The 21,122-nt window shown below is 68.5% G+C and carries 14 protein-coding genes and 2 pseudogenes; 2 read left to right on the top strand and 14 right to left on the bottom strand.

Going from position 1 to position 21,122, the window contains the following annotated elements; all coding sequences use genetic code 11:
• The coding region (locus ABEA15_RS14040; protein WP_345556983.1) for a transposase at positions 1–351 on the top strand (351 nt) is incomplete at its 5' end.
• A gap of 340 nt (positions 352–691) precedes the next feature.
• On the opposite strand, the pseudogene ABEA15_RS14035 reads toward ABEA15_RS14040, so the two are convergent.
• The 6 genes and pseudogenes from ABEA15_RS14035 to ABEA15_RS14010 all read right to left on the bottom strand — a co-directional run.
• A pseudogene (locus ABEA15_RS14035) lies at positions 692–991 on the bottom strand (IS701 family transposase); the annotation flags it as partial.
• Positions 992–1,015: 24 nt separating this feature from the next.
• Positions 1,016–1,759 (bottom strand): IS3 family transposase, encoded by a 744-nt coding sequence (locus ABEA15_RS14030; RefSeq protein ID WP_345556982.1) that lies wholly within the window; start codon positions 1,757–1,759, stop codon positions 1,016–1,018.
• A 375-nt stretch (positions 1,760–2,134) separates the two neighbouring features.
• Positions 2,135–2,587: a hypothetical protein gene (locus tag ABEA15_RS14025; RefSeq protein WP_345556981.1), complete on the bottom strand. Its 453-nt coding sequence runs from the start codon at positions 2,585–2,587 to the stop codon at positions 2,135–2,137.
• Positions 2,588–2,750: 163 nt separating this feature from the next.
• Complete coding sequence (locus tag ABEA15_RS14020; RefSeq protein ID WP_345556980.1) at positions 2,751–9,374, bottom strand: RHS repeat-associated core domain-containing protein; 6,624 nt, start codon at positions 9,372–9,374, stop codon at positions 2,751–2,753.
• 79 nt (positions 9,375–9,453) lie between these two features.
• Positions 9,454–12,222: a LamG-like jellyroll fold domain-containing protein gene (locus ABEA15_RS14015; protein ID WP_345556979.1), complete on the bottom strand. Its 2,769-nt coding sequence runs from the start codon at positions 12,220–12,222 to the stop codon at positions 9,454–9,456.
• On the bottom strand, positions 12,192–12,920 hold the full coding sequence (locus ABEA15_RS14010) for a hypothetical protein (RefSeq protein ID WP_345556978.1): 729 nt from the start codon (positions 12,918–12,920) through the stop codon (positions 12,192–12,194). The genes ABEA15_RS14015 and ABEA15_RS14010 overlap by 31 nt, the downstream gene beginning before the upstream one ends.
• A 746-nt stretch (positions 12,921–13,666) precedes the next feature.
• On the opposite strand from ABEA15_RS14010, the gene ABEA15_RS14005 reads away from it, so the two are divergent.
• Entirely contained in the window at positions 13,667–15,736 is a 2,070-nt protein-coding gene (locus ABEA15_RS14005; RefSeq protein WP_345556977.1) for a glycosyltransferase, read from the top strand.
• A gap of 196 nt (positions 15,737–15,932) precedes the next feature.
• On the opposite strand, the gene ABEA15_RS14000 is transcribed toward ABEA15_RS14005, so the two are convergent.
• From ABEA15_RS14000 to ABEA15_RS13970, 8 genes and pseudogenes are all read right to left on the bottom strand, one after another.
• On the bottom strand, positions 15,933–16,184 hold the full coding sequence (locus ABEA15_RS14000; RefSeq protein ID WP_425579394.1) for a transposase family protein: 252 nt from the start codon (positions 16,182–16,184) through the stop codon (positions 15,933–15,935).
• A gap of 64 nt (positions 16,185–16,248) precedes the next feature.
• Positions 16,249–16,383, bottom strand: a pseudogene (locus ABEA15_RS25640) (RHS repeat-associated core domain-containing protein); the annotation flags it as partial.
• Between the two features lie 106 nt (positions 16,384–16,489).
• A complete protein-coding gene (locus ABEA15_RS13995) occupies positions 16,490–16,696 on the bottom strand; it encodes an integrase core domain-containing protein (protein WP_345556976.1) in 207 nt (68 codons plus the stop codon).
• Between the two features lie 16 nt (positions 16,697–16,712).
• A complete protein-coding gene (locus tag ABEA15_RS13990) occupies positions 16,713–17,291 on the bottom strand; it encodes a hypothetical protein (protein WP_345556975.1) in 579 nt (192 codons plus the stop codon).
• Entirely contained in the window at positions 17,288–18,694 is a 1,407-nt protein-coding gene (locus tag ABEA15_RS13985; protein ID WP_345556974.1) for a hypothetical protein, read from the bottom strand. The genes ABEA15_RS13990 and ABEA15_RS13985 overlap by 4 nt, the downstream gene beginning before the upstream one ends.
• A complete protein-coding gene (locus ABEA15_RS13980) occupies positions 18,691–19,500 on the bottom strand; it encodes an ABC transporter ATP-binding protein (protein ID WP_345556973.1) in 810 nt (269 codons plus the stop codon). Before ABEA15_RS13980 ends, ABEA15_RS13985 begins: the two co-directional genes overlap by 4 nt.
• 69 nt (positions 19,501–19,569) lie before the next feature.
• The gene (locus ABEA15_RS13975) at positions 19,570–20,379 is read right to left on the bottom strand and encodes a hypothetical protein (RefSeq protein WP_345556972.1); all 810 of its coding nucleotides are present in this window, start codon (positions 20,377–20,379) and stop codon (positions 19,570–19,572) included.
• Positions 20,376–20,936, bottom strand: a complete 561-nt coding sequence (locus ABEA15_RS13970) for an RNA polymerase sigma factor (protein ID WP_344146394.1) — start codon at positions 20,934–20,936, stop codon at positions 20,376–20,378. The genes ABEA15_RS13975 and ABEA15_RS13970 overlap by 4 nt, the downstream gene beginning before the upstream one ends.
• Between the last annotated feature and the right edge of the window lie 186 nt (positions 20,937–21,122).

Genomic DNA, 21,122 nt, shown 5'->3' with positions numbered 1-21,122 from the left:
CCCGACGGCGCTCCGATCTATGTCGTCCTGGACAACCTCTCGGCACACAAGGGCCAGGTCATCCGGGCCTGGGCGAAGAAGAACAAGGTCGAGCTGTGCTTCACGCCGACCTACGCGTCCTGGGCCAACCCGATCGAGGCCCACTTCGGGCCGCTGCGACAGTTCACGATCGCCAACTCCCACCACCCCAACCACACCGTGCAGACCCGGGCGCTGCACGCCTACCTGCGCTGGCGCAACGCCAACGCCCGCCACCCCGACGTGCTGGCCGCCCAACGGCGCGAACGCGCCCGCGTCCGCAGTGAGAAAGGCATCCGTTGGGGCGGTCGCCCGCTGGCCTCAGCGGCCTGATGCGACCCGGTCAACGTTTCCGGTCAGAGCACTAGCACGTCCCCGCGTCCTACTGGCCAGCGCCCCGGCGAGCATGGCCACCCTTTCCGCCCGACCCCACCACCGTCCTGGCACCATCGATCGATGCCAAGACCTTCCGCGGCTCAGTCACCGCCCACGAAACCGCCACATCCTAGTCGCGCTGGCCCCCGGTGACCGTATCGCCGCCCAGATCCCCGTCGTTGAGAACCTGCTGGGCCCACTCGACATCGACGGGCCGTGACCAGGACCAGGTCCTTCACCTCGCCGTCGCAACCTCACGAAAGATCGAGGTTAGTACTCCAGCTGTAGATCGTGATCGTCATGGTTGGGCTACCTGCCGATGTCGGTAATGAGCCCGGCGCGCTCGTGCCTGGTGGCGGCGCCTCCACTGTGACCAGCTAAGCCGGTGATCGGCGTGGTGGACCCGATCGGCGACCAATGTCATGAACAGCCGCTGGATCTCGTTGCAGGACAGCGGCACCATCTCAGCGGCGTCGCTGCGGGCGCCGGTGTCCTCACCCGCCCGCAGCACGGCGAGGAAGGCATGGGCCAGCATTGCCAGGGTCACCCAGCGGGTCCAGGAGGTATACCGGCGCACCTGATGCTCATCGAGTGTAGCGCCCCGGCTCTGGCGCAGGCTGCGTTACCTGTCTCCGATCCGGGCGGGTTCGGCGTTGTGATCATAGCCAACCGCCCGGTACACCGCCTCGGCCTCGGCCGGAGCGCGGTGTGCGAGCTCGCCGTGGAGGCGCCGGTGGTTGTACCAATCGACATACTCCGCCACAGCGAACTCGACGTCGGTGATCGAGGCCCACCCGCGGCCGCGCTTGAGAGGATTGTGAATCAATTCGCCCTTGAACAGCGAATTGAACGCCTCGGCCATCGCGTTGTCGTAGGAATCACCGCGGGAACCGACCGAAGCGACCGCATCGGCCTCCGCTAAACGCTCGGTGTAGCGAACGGCCCGATACTGCACTCCCCGGTCCGAATGGTGAACGAGCCCCGTCACATCCAGCCCCTCGCGCTTCCTGGCCCAGATACCCATCTCGAGGGCATCGAGCGCGAGATTCGTGTGCAGCGAGGTCGAGACCTGCCAGCCCACCACCTTCCGGGAAAACGCGTCGAGGACGAACGCGGCATAGGCACACCCCGAAAAGGTGCGGACATAGGTGATGTCGGCGACCCACAGCCGGTTCGGCGCGGAGGCGGTGAAAGAGCGCTCGACCAGGTCCTCGACTCCGGAGGCCGGCGCTGCGCCCAGTGTCGTCCTCGGCCGCCTCCCGCGCCGCAGGCCCCGCAGACCCGAGGCGCGCATGAGCCGCTCGACGGTGCAGCGGGCAACACCGGTGCCGTTGCGATTGAGGGCACAAAACCCGAGGCGCAACATTGCAACCGCCCTGCACCAGAACCGACCCGCAAGCACAACCCCGTCGGCTCGCAGGTCCTCGGAGCACGAACACCGAGGCACGTGGCGCGGGCCAAGGAAACCGCTTAATCAACCGAGAAGGAATTGACGTGCGGGGTGGCCGAAATAGGAGGAGCCTCACACCACTCACGAGACAAACTCCGGACTCCGGGGCGCATTCATCCATCCGGGACCGGTTCCATGGAGGGGCGACCGCGAGAGATGGGTCCGGCCCAGATCTCGCCGTCCGCACACGGATGCACGGGGAGAATCTCCGCCTTGATTTTGGACGCAAATTAACAGACCAGCAGAGGGAGGAAGGAGTCGCCGAAAGTGCACCGACGAGGCGGCGCCGGTTCATTTCACCCGAAAAGAAAGGTGCATATAGTCTCGAAGAATAGAAATACTGAGCATAACGGGACTAAAAACTCCGCAAACAAAACTTGACGCCCACTCGGTAAAACCGAGCCTCTCCCTTGCCCCCCAATAGTTGTTAATATAAATAAGCAAAACAAAAGATAGGAAGAACAAAGCAACACACAAGAATGAAATCACACTAAACAACATCAGGCACTTCAACCCAGAAACATCGACACCCCCCGATTGCTTTAAATATGCGAGATGAACAAGAAAAAATAGGCCAAATAGCGTAACCCCAACACCGATCCCCAATGATACTATAATCAACGGAGTTGATCGAAAAAACAGATAAACGGAAAAGGCAAACGATGCACCTCCACTCACCAAGAAGGAAAGCATAAATAGAGCCACAGCGACTTGCCCTCGATGTCTAGTGCCATCGCCTTCCATTGGCCCTCCAATCGCACTAGGGCCGTCTACTACTCTTGAATGACCTCTTTTTGATGGTTTCGAGCCACACCTTCTTCAACATTCCGCGAGCCGCGGCGGGCTTCCCTGATTTCGGAGTTTCCTTCCACCGCCCAGGCCAGCGGATAACTATTTATATGCCCTTTTAAGCAGTATAGATTGGAATAGAGGGGCCGGGTCGGTCTTCGATTGCCGGAACAAAGGATGGACCCAGCGGGTCACCGCCATCCATGGATTCGTCACCGGAACGCCTAATTCGGTGCAGTTGCCTCATGAAATAGCGATACCCATATTTGGGGAGAATGATATTGAGAGCAATCGCAGCACCAACGATGCCGAAAATAATCCCTAGCCCGAGCGCTCCGGAAACTGTACCAATTCCGGGGAGAACCAGAGTTCCAACTCCAGCGCCTATAGCTGCACCTAGGGACGCAGCACCAAGAGTTACAATAAAGAACAACGCTACATCAGACGCAACGGTTCCCCAATCGAGCACGAGATCGAGCAGGTCTCTCAAGTCACTTTCGCCAGTGGAGCACCCATCGTAGGGGGGAAATCCGCAACCATGCATTCCGCCGCCGACTGAAGTTGTACCTTCGGCCCCTGTTGGTTGCATCGACTTGGCGTCGTCCTGGGCCACATCCACCGGATCAGGCTTATAAGACTCGTTGTCGTAGGGATCGACGTAGACGGGACCGGATCCGCCACCACCGCCTCCTCCCGTGGGACCGTCGTAATAGCCGCCGCCGGTGGAACCGCCGCCACCCCAGTAGCCGCCGCCACCACCGCCGCCCCAGCCCGGCGTGGTGATCACACCGGTGAACCCACCGCCACCGCCGCCGGAGCCAGAGCCGCCGTGGTGACCGGAACGGCCGCCACCACCGCCGCGGTTGCCGCTCCTGTCGCCGCACCCGCCCCTGCGGTAATCCACCAAGGTCGAACCCGAACACGGCGCCGTTCCCGCCGGGTCCGACATGCTCACCGGACTGTTGTTGGCGTAGGCATAACCGTGCATCATCTGCGAATCCGACTGGTCCATCAGCGGATCCACCGAGATGAACCGGCCCAACTCCGCGTCATAGGAGCGCGCCCCCAACCGGGTCAGGCCGATCGCATCATCCACGGTGCCGCCGACGAACCCTTTCTCCCCGGGCCAGGCCTCGGTGCTGCTGCGCGCCTGGCCGAACGCGGTGAAGCGGCGCTGCTGCACCGTGCCCCATTCGGCATCCACCGCGATCTGGGAGGTGCCGTTGTGGTCGGCGAACAGCCAGTGCAGCGTGGAGTCGTCCTCGCGCACCGCCACCGTCTCCCCGGCGTGGGAATAGTAACGGGTAGCGGTCGTGCCCTCCCCCGCCGTCCAGGTGACCTCCTGACCCGGAAGGTACAGCGTCCATTCTGGTCCTTGGCGGCGGATCAGCCGCTGGCCGTCGGCGCCGTAGACGAAGCTCGCGCTGCCGGCCGACCCTTGGACCGAGGCGAGGTTGCCTTCGGCGTCCCAGACCATCTCCTGGTCGCGGTCGCCGGTGGTGCGCGAGACCATGTTTCCGGCGGCGTCGTAGTCGTAGGTGGAGGTGGACGCCGCGCCCCCGGAGGCCTCAGTCCCCTGGGCGGTCGTGTTCACCTCGGCGACGCCGTGGGCCGGCCCCTCCCCCGCCGCCGGCGGGGTGTAGGTCGACAGCGTCGTGCCCGAGGCGGCATGGTCGGTCTCGCTCACCCGGTTGCCGGAGGCGTCGTAGGTGTAGGAGGTCCAATACGGGGCCGCCCCGCCCAGGCCGTCGGTCGCGGGTTCGGCCGCGCACGCGTTCTCGCCGGTGGCCTCAGGGGTCCACACGTCGGTCAAGCGCCGCAGGTAGTCGTAGTCGAAGCACTGCACGTCCGAGCTCCGCGCCTCGCCGGTGGGCTCGTCGCGGACGGAGAGAATGTTTCCGGTGTCGTCGTAGCTGTAGTGCTGGGTGGTCAGCGACCCCTCGCCGTTCTGATGGACCAGGCTGGTCATCGACAGCCGGTCGGTAGCCTCGTCGTAGTCGCGGGTCAACCACGTCTTCTCCGCACCGAGCGTGCCGCGGCTGAACTCACGCTGCACGAGATCACCGAGTTTGGAGTAGAGCGCCTCGCCCACGATGTCTTGGCGCGCGGTGACCTTGATCGGCTGGCCGAGATCGTCATAGCCGACCTGTACATTCTCCCGTGGCAGGTCCCCGGCGCCGGGCATGGCCGTTGCCCGCGGGCTGCCATCGGGGGCATACATGTACTGGTACTGATAGGTGCCGGCCAATCCCTCTTCAGATTCAGGAATCTGGACCTCGCGGCGCACCGTGCGATACATCCGGTCGTAGTAGAGCACCCGGTCGGTGTAGGCGTCGCCGTCCACATACCTCGTGGAGGAGGTCAGCTGCCCCTTCTCCAGAGTGTCGTAGACCCATTCGGCGCGCAGGGTGCCACTGGCCGAGTCGTCGCGCAGCTCCCTCTTGCGGCCCAGTTCGTCATAGGTGGTGTGCACCGTCTGCCCGCGCGCGTCGGTCGTGCTGGTCAGCTGGTCGGCGGCATCGTAGGTGAAGGTGGAGGTCCCGGTGTCGGGGTCGTCCACCTGGGTTTTGCGTCCGCGCAGGTCGTAGGTGTACTCCCACTTCGCCCCCTCGGGGTCGGTGAGTGTGGCGATCTGGTCGTTCTTGGCGTAGGTGTAGGTCGTGGCGTCGTAGTCGCCCTGCGGCTGGGTGCCGTGGTGCTTGCGCAGCTCAACGGTTCGGCCGCGCGCGTCGGTGATGGTCGTGGTGCCGGTACCGCCCTCGGGCTTGGTGACCTTGGTGCGGTCGCCCAGGTAGGCGGTGGTGGTGCGCCACTGCTCCTCGCCGCGCGAGACCTGCACAACATCGGTGGGCCGCCCGGCGCCGTCGAAAACCTTCTCGGTCTGGCGGGGGATCTCGTCGTCGTTGTTGACGACGAACAGGTCCTGTCCGGGGTCGGCGTCGTTGTAGTAGGCGTCGCGTTCGACGACCGTGTTGCCGCGGGAGTCGTGGAAGGTGTCGGTGATGCGGCGGCCGCCGCCGGTGGCCGGCTTTTGGGTCTGACGGAGCCGCAGCAGGCCGTCGTAGATCTCGTAGGCGGTGGTGTAGCCGCCGTTGGGGTTCAGGACCGACGTGGTGACGGCGGCGGGGGCGTCCTTGGAGACGTGGTAGGCGAACTCCATGCTCGGGTTGTCGGCGTAGGCGTCCTTGGGCCGGTCGGCCAGCCATGCCTGGGTGAGGCGGCCGAATGCGTCATAGGCCAGGCTCGTGGTGTTGCCGTTGGCGTCGGTCTGAGAAGTGACATGGGCGCGGATGTCGAAGCGCTGGGTGGTGGTGTGGCCCAGCGGGTTGGTGGTGGTGGTCTTCGTGGCCGCGCCGCCGGCGATCGCGGAGGTGTGGTCGGTGGTGGTCGTGTTGCCCAGCGCGTCGGTCTGCGTCAGTACCCGGCCGTAGTCGTCGTAGGTGGTCTCGCCGGTGGTCTGGTACTGGGCCTGGCCGTCGGTGTAGTCGGCCAGGCGCTGCGTGGCGGTCGGCAGGCCACGGGTGGGTGGGGTGCCGTAGTCCTGGCCGTCATAGGACGTACGGATATCGCTGATGACCTGGGTTGGCCGCTCAGTTTCGGCCGAACACCCCGCATCGACCGCCTCCACACGAGAGACCGTGTCCAATAGCCAGTCGTCGGTGTTGCGGGCATAGGTGGTGCGGGTGCACCGGTCGTCGCCGGGGTCGTCGATGTCGCCCTGGTCGTCGGTGCGGATGATGTAACCGCGGTTGTCGAAATGGTTGACGGTGCGGGTGGTGCGCCACCCGTCCTGCAGGGCGGTGTGGGTTTCGCTCTTCTTGGTGCCCGACAGGTGGGCGCGCAGGGTGCCCCAGTCGTAGGTGCGCTTTGCGGTCTGCTTCTTCCACGGGGTGGTGACGGTGGTGGAGACGGTGTCGCCGCCGACGCCGTTGCGGGTGATGACCTCGCGGGTGGTGCCGTTGAAGGCCTCCTGGTCGACGACCTCGGTGCCGCGGGAGTCGGTGAGGGTTTCGGAGCGGTCGCCGTCGGGTTGGTGGTCGCCGTCCATGCCGCGGTAGAAGAGGTGCTCGGTCTCGGTGCGGGTGGCGTCGGGGTGGCCGGTGCGGACCTTGACCTTCTCGTAGCCGCGGAAGAGGGACCAGGTCTTGCGGTCCTCGGGGACGATCCCGTCGGGGTCGTTGTAGTGCCAGGCCGCGTCGCCCACGTAGTCGTAGGAGGTGATGACGTCGGGCTGGTCGGTGACCCGGTCGATCTCGGCGACCTGGGTGACGACGTACTTGTGGAAGTAGTCGGTCAGTTCCTCTTCGTCTTCGGGGGTCCAGATGACCGGGTAGCACCGCTTGGTGTTGGAGTGCGGTGTGGGGGTGTCGCCGGGTTGGCACTGGGCGTCGGAGTAGGTGACGTCGATCTGGCCGCCGGTCTCGGTGTAGATCGCGGTGATGCGCCACTTGTACATCGGCGCGAGCCCGTCGGTGCGGGCGTCCACCCGGTTGCGCAGCGGGGTGCCGTTGAAGGTCACCGACGGATAGGTCTGGGGTTCGCCGCCGCCGGCGTGGGCGGTGTGGGTGATGGCGTCCAGCCACAGGGCCGGGTCGGTGCCATCACCCGGGGCCGGGTACTTGTGGTCCAGCTTCCAGGAGTCGACGGTGGTGTAGCCGTCGCCGTCGTGCACCCGGGTGGTGATCTGGTCCAGCTTCTTGGTGGAGAAGAATGCCGGAGTGTGGTTGCCGGTGCAGTCCTCGTTCGCGCCGCATTCGCGGTCGATGGGCACGTCGGGCCAGTGGTCGGCGTTGGCGTCGGTGCGTTTGCCGGGGGCGCAGTCGAAGTCGTCGGTGGGCAGGCACCGCTCGCTGACGCCGAACTTCACCTGGGCCGGGGCGGTGGCGAAGGGGTCGCCTTCGCGGAGCCCGTAGTCGATGCGTTTGAGGTAGCCGCCCCGGTCGTAGGCGGTGGCCTCGGATTGGAGGTTGCGGCCGTAGTGGTTGGTCTCCTGGGCGTAGTGGAAAGCCATCGCGTTGCCCTGGGCGTCGACCACGTAGTCCAGGTTCCACTTGTAGGCCTGCTGGCACCAGGAGCCGGCGAAGGCGGAGTCGTGGCAGGGCTCGCCGGAGTCGTCGCCGTAGACCGGCATGGTCAGCGCCGACTTGGTGGTGGGATCCCGGGAGGACCAGCCGGGCAGGCGGTTGCGGCCGAAGAAGTACTGCGTGCCGTCGGGGGTGGTGAGTTTCCAGTACTCGCCGTTGTCGTCGCCGTTGGTGGTCGCGGTGAGGCGTTCGATCCTGGAGCCGTCGTCGTCTTTGAGGTGCCAGTCGCCGTCGGCGTCGATGATCAGCTCGGTGGAGGTGCCGCCCAGGGAGAGGGTGGCGTTGTGGCGGGCCCAGCACTGGTCGGCGACGTCGTGGCCGGCGTCCTGGCACAGTTCGTAGCGGCGCTCGATGTAGCCGGGGTTGTAGCTGAAGCCTTCGCCGATCCAGGAGGTCTGGTTGTTGGAGCCGGCGGTGCGCCCGTCCACGCTCTGGGAGGAGTAGCCCAGCGCGACCTGCGGCATCAGGTCGCCGGCCACCGGCGGAGCCGACATCGGGTAGGACCAGGAGAAGGCCCCGGTCTGGATGCCGGTGTTCCACTCGGCGGAGGGCTGGAGCTTGGTGGCCGCGTAGTCGCCGGTGCCGCCCTCACTCTGGGTGTCGGCCGCCACGGCCAGCAGGGTCCCCTCGCCACCGGTGGCCGGGGCGGTGGCCGTCAGAGTCTGTGCGCCGGTGTCGTTGACTGCGCCCAACTCGACCGTGCGCAGGCAGTCCTCGTCGGCGCCGGGCTCGGTGCAGGCGTCGAGCGCGACCAGGTCGAGGCGGGAGCCGTAGTCGCCGCCGAAGGCCGCGGCGAAGTCGGCATAGTTGACGCCCACCTGCACCGGAGCCGCCTGCTCGCCGCCGTCGGTGCGCGTCAGTCGCAGCAGCAGCCCGTCCACACCCAGCCGCCGGGCGTGCTCGGGCTCCAGCACCTCCAGCTCGGCCTCCTGCACCGCGCCCGGCTCGGCGGACGCCTCTCCCCCGCCGTCGTCGTTGCCGTCCTCGGGGGCGGGTGCGGCGGAGGGGGACGGCTGCGGGGACGGGGCCGGCGGTGCGGTTGAGGGGGCCGCCGAGGGCGAAGGGGCGCTCGGCTCGGGCGAGGCCGCGGACGCGGGTCCGGTGCTCTGGGGCTGTGCCGGAGCCGGGCGCTCGTCGGCCGGCGTGGAGCCCGGGTCCTCCGATCGCTGACCGGAGGGCCCCTGACCCGTCTCCTCGGGTGTGGCCCGCTCCACCGGCGAGGTCCAGTCCTTGCGGACCCTGTCGGTGGCCGGCCCCAGCGAGACCACTTGGTCCTGCTTCTTCCCGGGGGCGGCGAAGGCGCGGGCCCGCGCCTGGGTCGCCTCACCTTTGTTTAGCGCGACCGTGGCCGGTGCGGGCCACCCGGCCTTGCCCAACCGCTTGACCGCGGCCTTGTCCTCGGCTCCGCTTTTCTTGCCGGCGGCGCCGGAGGCGAATGCCTCCCCCGCCACGCTGGCGTCGTCGCTGACCTGCGGGCGGTCGTTGACCAGCAGCGCCGAAGCCGGCATCGCGTTGAGCAGAGCGGCCACGACCACCCAGGCGGTGCCGATCGACAGGATGCGTTTCAGGCGCGCCCGCGGGCGCGGGTCCCTCGTGATCTGGGAGTCGGCGGGCGTCGCGGGCTCGGGGATGGCGCCCGGGGCGTGGTCGTCAGACACGTGCTGCCTCCACCCTGCAGCGCGTCGTGCCGCAGGGATCGCTCAGGGGGATACCGGGATCGGAAGCGAGGTCAGGCGGTCAATCCGATAGGGGTGGTAGGAAGCCGGAGTAGACGTCGCCGATGGCGTACTCGTCGAGCACGCCCTGATACAGGTGGACGTCGGAGACCTGGCCGGAGAACACGTCGTCCTCGCCCAGCCGCCAGGCGCGGCCGATAACCGTGCCGTTTCCGGCGTGCCAGGGTGTGGCCCAGTCGCCCGTGGTCTGCTGGGCCACCCCGTCGACATACAGCGTCATCTGCTTGCGCGTGTAGTCGAACGTGGCGGCGATGTGGGTCCAGCGACCGAACTCGGCCGCGTTGTCGGAGATGGCGCGCGACCACGGGCCCGCGTCGGTGCCGGCCGCATCGGCCGCCGTCGTCTCCAGCACCCACTTGTCGTCGAAGCCGGACTGGTGGCCGAGAAGGAACCCGGATTGCTCGGTCCCGGTCTGGGAGACCATGGTGCCGTTGCCGGTGGCTTCGTCCAGGCGCACCCAGGCGGCGACGGTGAAGCTGCGGTCGGTGCGCACGGCCGAGTCGGCGCGGATGTGTTCACCGGCACCGTTGAACGTCACCCCCGGGGCACCGGTCACAGTGTTGACGGCCTGGTTCCAGGCGGTTTCAGGATCGGCGTTCAGGGTGCCGTCCATGCCGTGGTCGGAGGAGTCGGCCACAGCGGTGCCCTCGGTCTCGTTCAGGCGCCAGCGGGCCTGCAGCAAGCCGGGCTCGTTGGCCAGGTGCCAGGGCTCGGGCAAGACGCCAGCCTCCTCGGGCTGGTCGCCCACCACGACCCGGTCCCACAGGCGCACCTCGTCGATTGCGCCGTTCCAGGCGTCGGAGGGGGATTCCTCGAAGCGTCCGCCACCCACTACGAGAGACCCTTGGGCGTTCCACCGGTCGGCGATGGTGTCGGTGGTCTGCTGGGCCACGCCGTCGACATAGAGGCTGGCGCGGTCGTGCTCGGGGTCGAAGGTCCCCAGCAGGTGGGTCCACTTCCCCACCTCGGGCGCTGCGTCGGAGACCGCGCGGGTCCAGTCCGCGGCGCCGTACTCGTCGGCAGAGGGGAGTTTGAAGACCCATCGGTCGAGGTCATAGGAGGCCTGGTAGCCGAGGTAGAAGCCGCTGTGGACCTGTCCGTTCTGGGAGACGGCGGTGTAGTTGCCGCTGGTGTCCTCCAGCTTCACCCATGCGGAGACGCTGAACGGTCCGGAGGTGTCAACCGCCGGGCCGCCGGTGGTCATCCGGCCGCCGGAGCCGTCCATACCCACCGCGGTGCCTTGGGTGCGGTAGTCGGCACCGGAGCCGGCGCCGATGCGGCCGCGCGTCCACTCCACGCTCCCCTCGGCGGTGGCGCTGCGCTCGGTGGCGGAGTCGGCGGTCGTGGTACCGCTGCCTTCGCTGAAGGGAAAGTGGGCCACCGGTGCGGTCGCCGGGGCGACGGTGAAGGTGTAGACCAGGCGGCACGTGGAGGAGTTGCCGGCGGCGTCGGTAGTGCGGGCGTGCAGGAGGTTGGGGCCGTCGTGGCGGGGGGTGATCCGGGCGGTCACCGATGCGCCCGGATCGTCGGGCGTGAGCTTCGTGGAACAGCTGTCGTCGTCGTTGAGGCTGTAGTGGTAAGCGGCGGCGTCGTCCACGCCGTTGTTGGCGAAGGTGAACGATCCGGTGGCGCCCACGGCCCCGGACTGCTGGTCGCCGGCCGGGTAGTCGGCGGAGGTCACCGCGGGGCCGGTTTCGGGGTTGGAGGTGTCCACGGTGATCCAGCACCAGTTGGACCACTGGGACCAGTCCTGGCGGTCGTGGGCGATGGCGCGGTAGCCGATCAGCTCGCCCTCGGGAAGCCCGGTCACCTTCGCTGAGCGGTAGCTGCCGTCGGGATATTCCGCGACGTCGGCGTAGGCGGTGTCGGCCTCGCCGCCGCGGCTGCCTTCGCCGCCCTTCCACCAGGCGAAGCGCCTCATGACCTTCTGCCCGGCGTACTTGGAGTCGTAGTCGCGCACATAGCCGCGCAGGCGCACCGCGGTTTCGTTGATGATGCGCGGGTTGTCGCGGTCGGTGGAGCACACCCCGCCCAGCGCGTCCGACATCCGGTCGGTCTTGGGTTTGTCGGGCTGGTTGTTGTAGGAGACGACCAGCTTTGGGTCCTTGGCGAAGCGCCGCCAGTCGTGGTTGCTGTCGGAGCGGGTCTCGTTGCCGAACAGGCCGAGGGTGACGTTGTTGTAGCCGGAGGAGGCCGCGGAGCGGTAGGCCGTCGTGGCGTCGAACTCCACGCCCGAGCCGCCGCAGCCGGGACGACCTTTGTCGACGTTGACGGTGTCCTGTTTGCCGAACTTCTCCGGCTGGCTGTTCCAGGTGGTCTTGGACCTGCTCAGGTACGAGGTCCGCCACAGCTCGAATGTGGCATCGGTGCAGCCGAAGGCGTGGGTGACCTCCATGCGCAGGGTGGCCGAGTGGATCTCGGTGTGGGAGCGCTTGGTGCGGTCGGCGACGGCGAAGCGCCAGAAACCGCGTTTGGTGTTGCCGTATTGGGGCTCATAGCCCACACCGGTGTCGGAGTCGGAGGAGTTGAAGTAGTTCGCGCCGGGGTATTTCCTGTTCACGTACCCCCACGCCTGGCGGGACACCGAGACCGAGGGGTCGATGTAGACCGGGAATGTGGTGTCGGCATCGGCGAGCATCGCCGCGTCCGGGCGCAGCCGCAGCACGCCGTCGGCCAGTTCGGTCTCGACCTTCTCCACGCGGGCGCCGGCCTGCGGCGCCACCGCCTGGGCGCGGGCGCTCAGGCCCTCCTGGCCGGAGGAGTCCCACATAGTGGGCGCCGACGCGGTGAATACCGATCCCCCGCCCTCGTCTTGGGCGTCGAGGTTGCCGTAGGCATCGCGGGCTCCATCGCCACACCCCGGGTTCCCAGCGCCATCTCCAGTTCGGCCAGCCGCTCGTCCTGGGCGGCCTCGGCCGTGTGGACCACCAGCACCTGGGTGAAGCCGTCGACGCCGGCGGTGAGTACCAGGTCCACATCGGGCAGCACGTCGGTGTAGGTGGCCTGGTTCCCCTCGGTCGTCGGCTCGGGCAGCGCGCCGGGCCAGTCCAGCGAAAGGGCCTTGGAGCCGATGCCGACGCGGGCCATCGGTGCGCCTTCGCCGCCGGCGGAGAAGGCGACCTCGGCTGCAGACGCCTTAGGGGCCACGGTGCCGTCCCCTGCCTCGACCAGGTCGGTATCGACCGGCGTCCATCCCTGTACGGTGCGCACCCGCTGGGGCACTGGCGAGGTCTCCAGGGTGAATGTGCCGTCGGGCTCGGCGAAGACCTTCGTCGTTTCGGTGGTGAAATCCTCGACGACGACCCGCTCACCGGTCTCCGCTGCCTCGTCCTGGGCCTGAGCCTCGGCCGGGAGGTCGCCGGGCGGAGGCTGATCGGCCTCGTCCGCGCCGACCGGACTCGCCGTCAGCAGTGCAGACAGCACGGCAACCGCCGTGCCGACCGCGCCCGCACGGATCGTGCGCAGCACAAGCTCACCCATTCTGTATCGGGGGATGTCCGCCCGGCCATGGGCCATCCGGACGAAGGCGCCGCAGCGCGGCAACGATTAGAACCGTTTATGAACAGAATCCGCAACCACCGCCCGGCCCCGAGACCGGATCGTTCCTCTGGCATCGGTGGTGCCGCCGAGACCCGTGGGCTGCAAACATGAAAGGTCGCGCGGATCTCCGCACCCCGCAGGCGTCCGAGGTGGCCGCATACGGCCAGACATTCGCCTACCCGGCTCGGCGGAGTACCGCGGACCGGAGACTTCGCAGGTCGGAATGGACCCGAGGGACCGACGGCGACCTCGCGCACGTGCATGGCGGCGATCACCCCTTCGAGACTCGGCGCTTGCCCAGAGAGAGAGCAAAGACGACAACCGCGCACCGAGAGAAAGCCCCCTCGCAGGCGAGAGGCCGTTGCCGCACCACCGAGAGCGGTTCGGGCCCGTCGGTGGCCTTGGCGGGTCCAAGGCCGAAAGGCGCTGCGAGTTCAGCGTTACAAGCCGGGTCGAGTCGACTTTTACATCGGACATATGCGACCCTCACTGACTGTTAGTCAACCTTCCTTTTCGCCTCCGGGAAGGCCCCACCTCTGACGCCTTCTTCCCTCATGTCCTGTCGTCTCTGAGCCGCCGAGTCCCATCATCCGATCATCGGACTCCGACGCTCAGACCGCTCGGCGCGTGCTGTCCCCGCTCGGCACTCCGCGCACCACCACGGAGTACCCCTGTTGAGAATCGCGTTCCTGCTGCACAACGCCTACGGCATCGGCGGCACCATCCGATCCACCGTCAACCTCGCCACCGCTCTGGCCGAGCGCCACGACGTCGAGATCGTCAGCATCCACCGCCCCGCCGCTAACCCCAGCCTCGTCCCCGACCCCCGCGTAGCACTGCGCTGGCTGCTGGACGTCCGCGCGGACAGCGGCGGACCGGCCCGCGACGAGCGCGAACGGCGACTGAGGGAGCTGCCCAACACCGTCTATCCCGACCCCGGCGTCGACGGCGACCGCCTGATGCACTACACGGCGCTGCACGACGAGCGGATCGGCGCCTGCCTCCGCGACAGCGATGCCGACGTCGTCATCGCCACGCGGCCGATCCTCAACGGCTACCTCGCGCGCCACCGCCGGCGCGGTCAGCTCCGCATCGGCCAGGAGCACCTGTCCATGGACGCCCACGACGAGCGGCTACGCCGGGACCAGAATGCGGCCATCGCGGACCTGGACGCCTTCGTCACCGTCTCCGAGGCCGACGCCGCCCAGTACCGCGCCGCCCTTGCCGATGCCGCCCCCGTCGTGTGCATCCCCAACGGCGTAGCGCTCCCGGAGGTGGAACCCTCCACGCTGGACTCGAAGACGATCGTGGCTGCAGGGCGGCTGGTCCAGGTCAAGCGCTACGATCGGTTGCTGGAGGCATTCGCGAAGGTCGTCGTGCAGTATCCGGAATGGAGCCTGCGCATCTACGGGCGCGGGCGCGCTCGGGCCGGTCTGCGCAGGCAGATCGACGAGATGGGGCTCAACGACAGCGCGATGCTGATGGGCCCGGCCGCGCCCATCGAGACCGAATGGGCGAAGGGAGCCGTCGCCGCGGTCGCCTCGGACCGCGAGTCCTTCGGAATGACGATCGTGGAGTCCATGCACTGCGGCGTCCCCGTGGTGGCCACCGACTGCCCGTTCGGCCCCGCCGAAATTATCTCCCACGGCTCCACCGGCCTGCTCGTGGGGTTGGAGGGCGGTGCCGATGCCTTCGCCCAGGCGCTGGTCCGTCTTATCGCCGACGAGGAGGAGCGGCGGGCCATGGGTCGCGCGGCCCGCTCGGCGGCCGCGGCCTGGGCGCCCGAAACAGTCGCGCACCGCTATGAGGCGCTCTTCGAAGAGCGGACGCCGCGCCGACGGACCCTGCCCCGGCTCCGGGACCTCCGCCATGGGAGCGCTCCCGCCAAGCAGGAACCACTGGAGCCGAAGGCCCCGCGATACCCGCGTGTGCGGGCGCGTGCGGGCGCCGAGGGCCGGATCGGGCTAAGCATCGACGCGGACTCCTTCCCCCCGGGCGCATGGGGCTTCCTCACCCGCCTGCGCCACGCGAAGGAGGAGATGCGCTTCCCGCTTCCCGCCCCGGACTCCCGAGGCCGCGTGCGGTTCTTCCTCTCGCCGGCGGCCGAGGACTTCGCCGAGGGGCGCTGGGACTGCTGGATCGTCCCGCGCGACGGCGAGGGCGGGCGTCGCCGCCTCATGGCGGCCCAGGTCGAGCAGGCGGGGCTGCTGCGCGGGCCGGGACCGGTCCACGATGGCGACAGTGTGCGGCACTGCATCCCCTACACCACAGCCGACGGCTTCCTGGCGCTGCGCGTGTGGAACCGCCCCGCCCACGCCGAGGTGGTCTCCGCCCGCCCCGGCGAGCCCGGCATCCGCCTCTGCGCCCGGCTGCTCCTACCGGGGCCGCCGCCCGACCAGGGGATGCGGCTGCACATCGTGCACCGCGAGGAGCCCGCGTCGTCGTTCGAGGTGGAGGCCCGACCCGACACCGGCGACCCCGCCCTCTTCCACGCGCTGGTACCCCACGACCTGGCCAGCGAGCGGCGCACCGGCGACGACGACATCTGGGACCTCGCCCTGCAGCCCGCACCCGACGCACCGCCGGTCCCGATTGGCCGCATCGGCGGCGACATCGCCGACCGCAAGAAGGTGCACGTCTACGCGCCGACACGGCTGGACCACCACGAGCGGGGCCGCACTCGTGTTCGCCTCTTCTACACCGTAGACAACCACCTGGCACTGGCGCACCGCGCCGAACAGTAACACCCTGCCGTGGCCGCTCCGGACTTGAAGCGCGGGTGCGCGGACATCGGCGGGCACGCACCCGCGCAGGCCCCGGGAACAGCTACGCGTCCCGCTCCGTCAGCCCTCTCCGCCACGGCCGCCGAGGACACGCGGCCCGCAGGCGGACCTGGCCGGAGGCTGTGCAGAAGCCGCTCGCGCGCGACGTGTTCGGGGTTCACCCGGGGCAGGAACGGATCCTGCGTAGGACACGCCAGGTCTTCAACTCGGCGTTGACCCGCTCACCCGGTCCCCGCTGCCGGGCATGGGCGGTGTTGACCTCCTTCTGCGCCTGCGACAGCCGCCGGTAGCGGCCGGTGCCGGGGTCGAGGCGGCGGCGACGCTGCGGGAGCCGGATCGCCGGACCGCCGCCCTGGTAGGCGGTGTCGGCGATCGCGCGCACCCCGGCCGTGGTCGCCACCACTTCCATTGCCCCCGTGATTGCTTCCCTTGCACCCCTGGTCGTCCTTGCACGGCGCCGTTCCCGCTGGGTCCGACATACTCACCGGACTGTTGTTGGCGTAGGCATAACCGTGCATCATCTGCGCATCGGGCTGGTCCATCAGCGGATCCACCGAAATGAAACGGCCCAACTCCGCGTCATAGGAGCGCGCCCCCAACCGGGTCAGCCCGATCGCCGGCGCGGCGTCGGGCCCGCCGCCGGCTCAGACCAGGCCGCTGCCCGTTGGCCCGCCACCTGTTGCGCCCTGAGTTTGTTGCAGGCGTCGTTGACTGTCAGCCGGCCCGTGCGGGCTCGGCGGACTGATCGTAGCCGCTCATGCGGTGAGCGGCCTCGACCTCGGCGGGAGCGCTCTGGCCCAGCTCGCCGTGGAGGCGCGGGTGGTTGTACCAGTCGACGTACTCGGCGAGAGCGAGTTCGACGTCGTTGACCGATGCCCAGCCGCGCCGCGCAATCGGCGGGACGACGGCTGGGGCCGTCAAAGGGTGAGTGCGACGCTCATGCAGGTCGAGGCCCCCATGCCGCGTAACCGATCACCCCCACGGCGGCGAACACGAGTGCGGTGGTCATCGCCGCGGCGCTGTCCGCGGGCTGCACCAGCCAGGTCAGTACCCGCAGCGCATCCGAGTCCGCCTCGATCGGCACGTTCGCCAGTAGGGTTGCCCCGAAGGGAAAGCACCAGCCGAACGAACCGCCGGCCAGAACCGCGCCGACCCCGGCCAGACCGGCCAGACCGGCGGCGTCTCTGACGATCGCCTCGGTCTGCAGATGGGAATCGGCCAATACGTCCACCGCAAGGGGGCCGGCCGCTGCCATCGCGGCGAGGGCGACCAGGTGCGCGGCACGCCGGGGCGGCCAGGTGAACGAAGCCGTACGCTCACATGCGGCATCGAACCCGCACAGACCGGCCGAAGCCGCGGCCACCCCCAGTACCATCGTCACGCTCATCAGTCGGCTACCGGTCTGGTCGGCCCCCCACCAGAGGGTGAGTCCCCACAGAAGGACGGCCCCGGCCAGGAACCCGAGCAGTGCGATCGGTAGCTGCCGGGACCGGGTATAGAGGGTCAACCATCTCATTGAGGGTTCACCCCTTGGGTGAGGAGATCGAGCTGGTCGCCCTCGCAGGTGAGTCCGGCCTCGCGCACGGCGGCGACCCGCCGTACCTGCTCCTCGCGCGGTAGGGACCGCAGCGTTTCCCAGGCCGGGCGCACCATCTCCTGATAGGCGGAGCTGTCCTCGGAGATCCACGGGTACAGAATCGGCATCGGCTGCAGTTCCGCACCCAGCAGCCAGTTGGCCGTGACGATGCGCGCGGGGATCTCCGTCTCCTCAACGCCGCAGGCCGGGGTTCCGGCGCCGGCGAGGAGCGCCATAAGCAGCCCGTCCCCACCATCGGACTCCCCTTCTCCACTCTGCTCGAACCGCATCAGTATGTCGGAGCTCACCGAGACCGTGTCCGCGGTCCGTGGCAGCGAAGCCCGCTCCTCATTACCGAAAGCGGGTACTTCCTCCACCGAGGTCGGCGCTTCCGGCAGGACTGCGAGCTTGGCGAGCGCCTGCCCGGCGGTACCGGCGAAATCGTCCAGCAGGTGCTCGTGCGCCCGGGTTACGCACACCCGCGGCCCGTCCTCGTCGCACACCAGCGCCGCCGCTCGGGTGTCGTGGGGGTAGGCCGCGCTCGCCTGGCCCGGCAACAGGACCATGGCCAGCACACCGCCGAGGAGACCGGGCACCGCTGAGGCGATCCTTGTCCAGGAACCCCGCGCCGCCAGCAGGACGAACCCGGTCGCGGCGATACCGAGGAACCACAGCGCCTGGGCAAGGCTCACCTGGTGAGCCACCAGCCTGTAGGCGCTCTCGGCACCGTCGAGTGCCGGCGAAAGCAGCGCCACTTTCATGCGCCACGGGTCGGAACCGGCCTCTACGGAAATCCCGATATTCAGCAGCATCATGACCAGCGCGTAGCCGCCGACCGCCACGAGCGGCGGCGTCACCATATACGGCAAGAGGTGGCCGAGCCCCATTCCCAGCAGGCTCCCCGCGACCAGCGCGAGAACACCGACGGCGAACACGGCCAGCCAGGAGAGCGAGAAATAGCTGGTGGCCGAGGCCACCTGCGCCGCCCCTACCGCGAATATCGCTGTGCAGGCGACGGTCAAGCCGATCGCCACCGCTGCCGCGAGCGTCGCCGAGCGCTGCCACGGGGATCGCGGCGTGCTGGAAAGTACCTCGTCCATCCGCGAACGGTGCTGCCGAGTGCCCTGCCAGGCACCGAGGCCGACCACCACCGGCCAGGTGAACGTGAGCATGAACCGCTGCCATTGCACGAGTCCCTGCCACTGCTGGTCCCACGCGCCGGTCCCCTTGGCCCAGGGGCCGGGGAGCAGGTACAGCAGGGCCAGTGTGAGCACGGCGAAGGCCAAGCAGATCCACGGTGCGGTTGAGCGGCGCAGCTCGATGCGCAGAATCCTCGCGCTCATCGTGCTCCCTCCCCGCTGGCGTGGTGGCGGGCCAGCAGGGCCGAATATCCGCGCTCGCTCGGGCTGTCACCGGAATCGGTGCCGCTGCCCGCAGCGGCGAGATCGGCCGCTCGCCCTTGGAACACCAGGCGCCCCTCATCGACAAGTGCCACATCGGTGCACACGGTGGCGACGTCCTCCACCAGGTGCGTCGACACCACCGTGCAGGTGTCCTCGCTCAGCCCGCGCAGCAACTGCCTGAACTGCATGCGCTGCGATGGGTCCAGGCCCGCGGTCGGCTCATCGAGCAGCAGGACCCGCGGGCCGTTCACGATGGCCTGGGCGATTCCGGCCCGGCGCGCCATGCCGCCAGAGAGCGTTTTCATCCGGTCATCGGCCCGGTCTGCCAGACCGACTTTTTCGATGGCATGCTGCACCGCATCGGCTATACCGCTCTTGGGTACCTCCTTGAGCCATGCCATGTACTCGACGAACTCGCGGACGGTGAACCTGCGGTAGAAACCGAAGTCTTGCGGCAGATACCCGATCTGGCGCCGTATGCGGCGCAGATCGACGCGCCCTCTGACGGACTCGCCGAGCAGCTCCAGTCCACCGCCTGCCGGGCGCAGTACCGTGGCCAGCGCCCGCATCAAAGTGGTCTTGCCTGCCCCATTGGGACCCAGTAGGCCATGCACTCCCGTGCCGAACGCCAGATCGATCCCGTCCACGGCCATCCGCCGCCCGGCGGCGACCCGCAGCCCTTCGGCGCGGATCTCCCAGGCGTGGTTCGCCGGGGCGGTCTCGGCCGCCCCCACCACGCGTGCCATCACATCTCTCCTGTCTTCTCCACCTGCTGGGTTTCCGACTTTGGATACGGGCTTGGATTCCGGCTGCTCTCACACCCGGGCGAACGACCTGGCGCGCAGTATCAGCACCGCGGCTGCGACCGCGAAGACGGCGCCCCACACCGGAACGGCCACCGGGGCGACCGCTACCGGCAGTTGCGACGTCAGCAGGCCGGGGGCGAGCACACCCAGCGACCACAGCGTCACGACCACAACGGCAGCGCGCTCCAACCTGATGACGCTGCCGAGCGCGAGGGTTACGGCCGTGCAGGCCAGACACGGCAGTAACCAGACCACCGATGACGTGCCTATGGTGAGGCCCGCGACGACCAGCACCGGCATCACCACTGCCAGCACGGCTACCGTGCGCCGCAGCAGCAGATAAAGCCCTGCTCGCGGGGTCGCGGCCACCAGTTCATATGCCGGATCAAGACTTTTCGTCCATACCGCGGCGATGCCGAGCACCGGAACGACCGGGGCCAGCAGCAGCACCAGCGGACGGCCTCCGGGGACAGCGAAGAACGAATCGACGGCCACAGCCAGCACTGCCACCAGTGCCGCACCGACGACCCACGGAAGCATCACCGGCGAGGTCCAGCCCGCCAACCGTGCCAGCCGCCCCCGGCGGGGTACGGGCGGGCCGGTGGTCAGGGACGGTGCCAGTGCTTCCCAGGTTCGATCGACCAGCGCCGCCGTCGGGGGCGCCTGGCCGGGCACCTCCTTGGCGAGGCGGGCGCGACAGGACGGGCAGGATTCCAGATGCGATTCCAGCGACCACAGCACCTCGCCGGCGATCGCGTCAGCGCGCGCGTAGCGGCGGATCAGCTCGATGGAAGCATGCGCCTTATGCTGGTCGTTCATGACAGTGCCTCCCGCATGATGATCCGCGCCCGGCGCGCCCGAGTCTTCACGGTTCCCTCCGGCAGTCCCAGCAGCACGGAGGTCTCCCGCACCGACAGCCCGTCGAGCACCATGGCCTGCAGCACCTGCCGCAGTTCGGGTGCCAGCGTGTTCAACGCGCTTCCCAATTCGCCGCTGACCGCTCCGGCCAGCGCTTCGTCCTCCGCGGCTGGGGCGGCCACCGGTTCGGCGGCTTCCGGAGGCGGATGCACATACCGCGCACGGCGCCGGAACGCGTCCACGAGCCGACGCGCGGCGATGGTCCACAGCCACCCCGCGGCGCTGCCGTCCACCGCTGTCCCGGCAAAACTTCCCGCCGCCCGCCATACGGCGAGGTAGGACTCCTGCAGCACATCGGCCACGATCTGCTCATCGCTGCATCGGCGCCGCAAACGTAGGGCCAGCCATGGCGAGGTCCGGCGGTACAGCTCCTCGAAAGCCGCCCGGTCCCCCTTGGCAACCAAGCGGACGAGGTCGGCTTCGTCGGCCGACTCGATCCCTCCCCGCGTTTTTCTCACGTTTGGCAAGACGCGGCGGATCCGCGATCGGTTCTCACCGAAAGGTGACGTGAGTCACATTGCAATTGCTTGTCCCGCATCGGTCACGGTTCCCCCCGCCGCGGCGTGGTTCGACCGCGGCACCGGACTTCTGGCCCTCGCCCACGAATAGAGCGTGCTGGGCCGGATCGAGTCGGCGCCGCCGCG

Source organism: Streptomonospora halophila (assembly GCF_039542725.1).
GTDB lineage: Bacteria > Actinomycetota > Actinomycetes > Streptosporangiales > Streptosporangiaceae > Streptomonospora > Streptomonospora halophila.
This window is presented reverse-complemented; position numbering and strand designations above follow the sequence as displayed.

What these genes read in the sequence shown, in the direction of transcription:
- ABEA15_RS14030 (WP_345556982.1), bottom strand. Translation starts at nt 1,759, where the DNA reads ATGTTGCGCCTCGGGTTTTGTGCCCTCAATCGCAACGGCACCGGTGTT.
- ABEA15_RS14025 (WP_345556981.1), bottom strand. Translation starts at nt 2,587, where the DNA reads ATGGAAGGCGATGGCACTAGACATCGAGGGCAAGTCGCTGTGGCTCTA.
- ABEA15_RS14015 (WP_345556979.1), bottom strand. Translation starts at nt 12,222, where the DNA reads ATGTGGGACTCCTCCGGCCAGGAGGGCCTGAGCGCCCGCGCCCAGGCG.
- ABEA15_RS14000 (WP_425579394.1), bottom strand. Translation starts at nt 16,184, where the DNA reads ATGGAAGTGGTGGCGACCACGGCCGGGGTGCGCGCGATCGCCGACACC.
- ABEA15_RS13990 (WP_345556975.1), bottom strand. Translation starts at nt 17,291, where the DNA reads ATGAGATGGTTGACCCTCTATACCCGGTCCCGGCAGCTACCGATCGCA.
- ABEA15_RS13985 (WP_345556974.1), bottom strand. Translation starts at nt 18,694, where the DNA reads ATGAGCGCGAGGATTCTGCGCATCGAGCTGCGCCGCTCAACCGCACCG.
- ABEA15_RS13980 (WP_345556973.1), bottom strand. Translation starts at nt 19,500, where the DNA reads ATGGCACGCGTGGTGGGGGCGGCCGAGACCGCCCCGGCGAACCACGCC.
- ABEA15_RS13975 (WP_345556972.1), bottom strand. Translation starts at nt 20,379, where the DNA reads ATGAACGACCAGCATAAGGCGCATGCTTCCATCGAGCTGATCCGCCGC.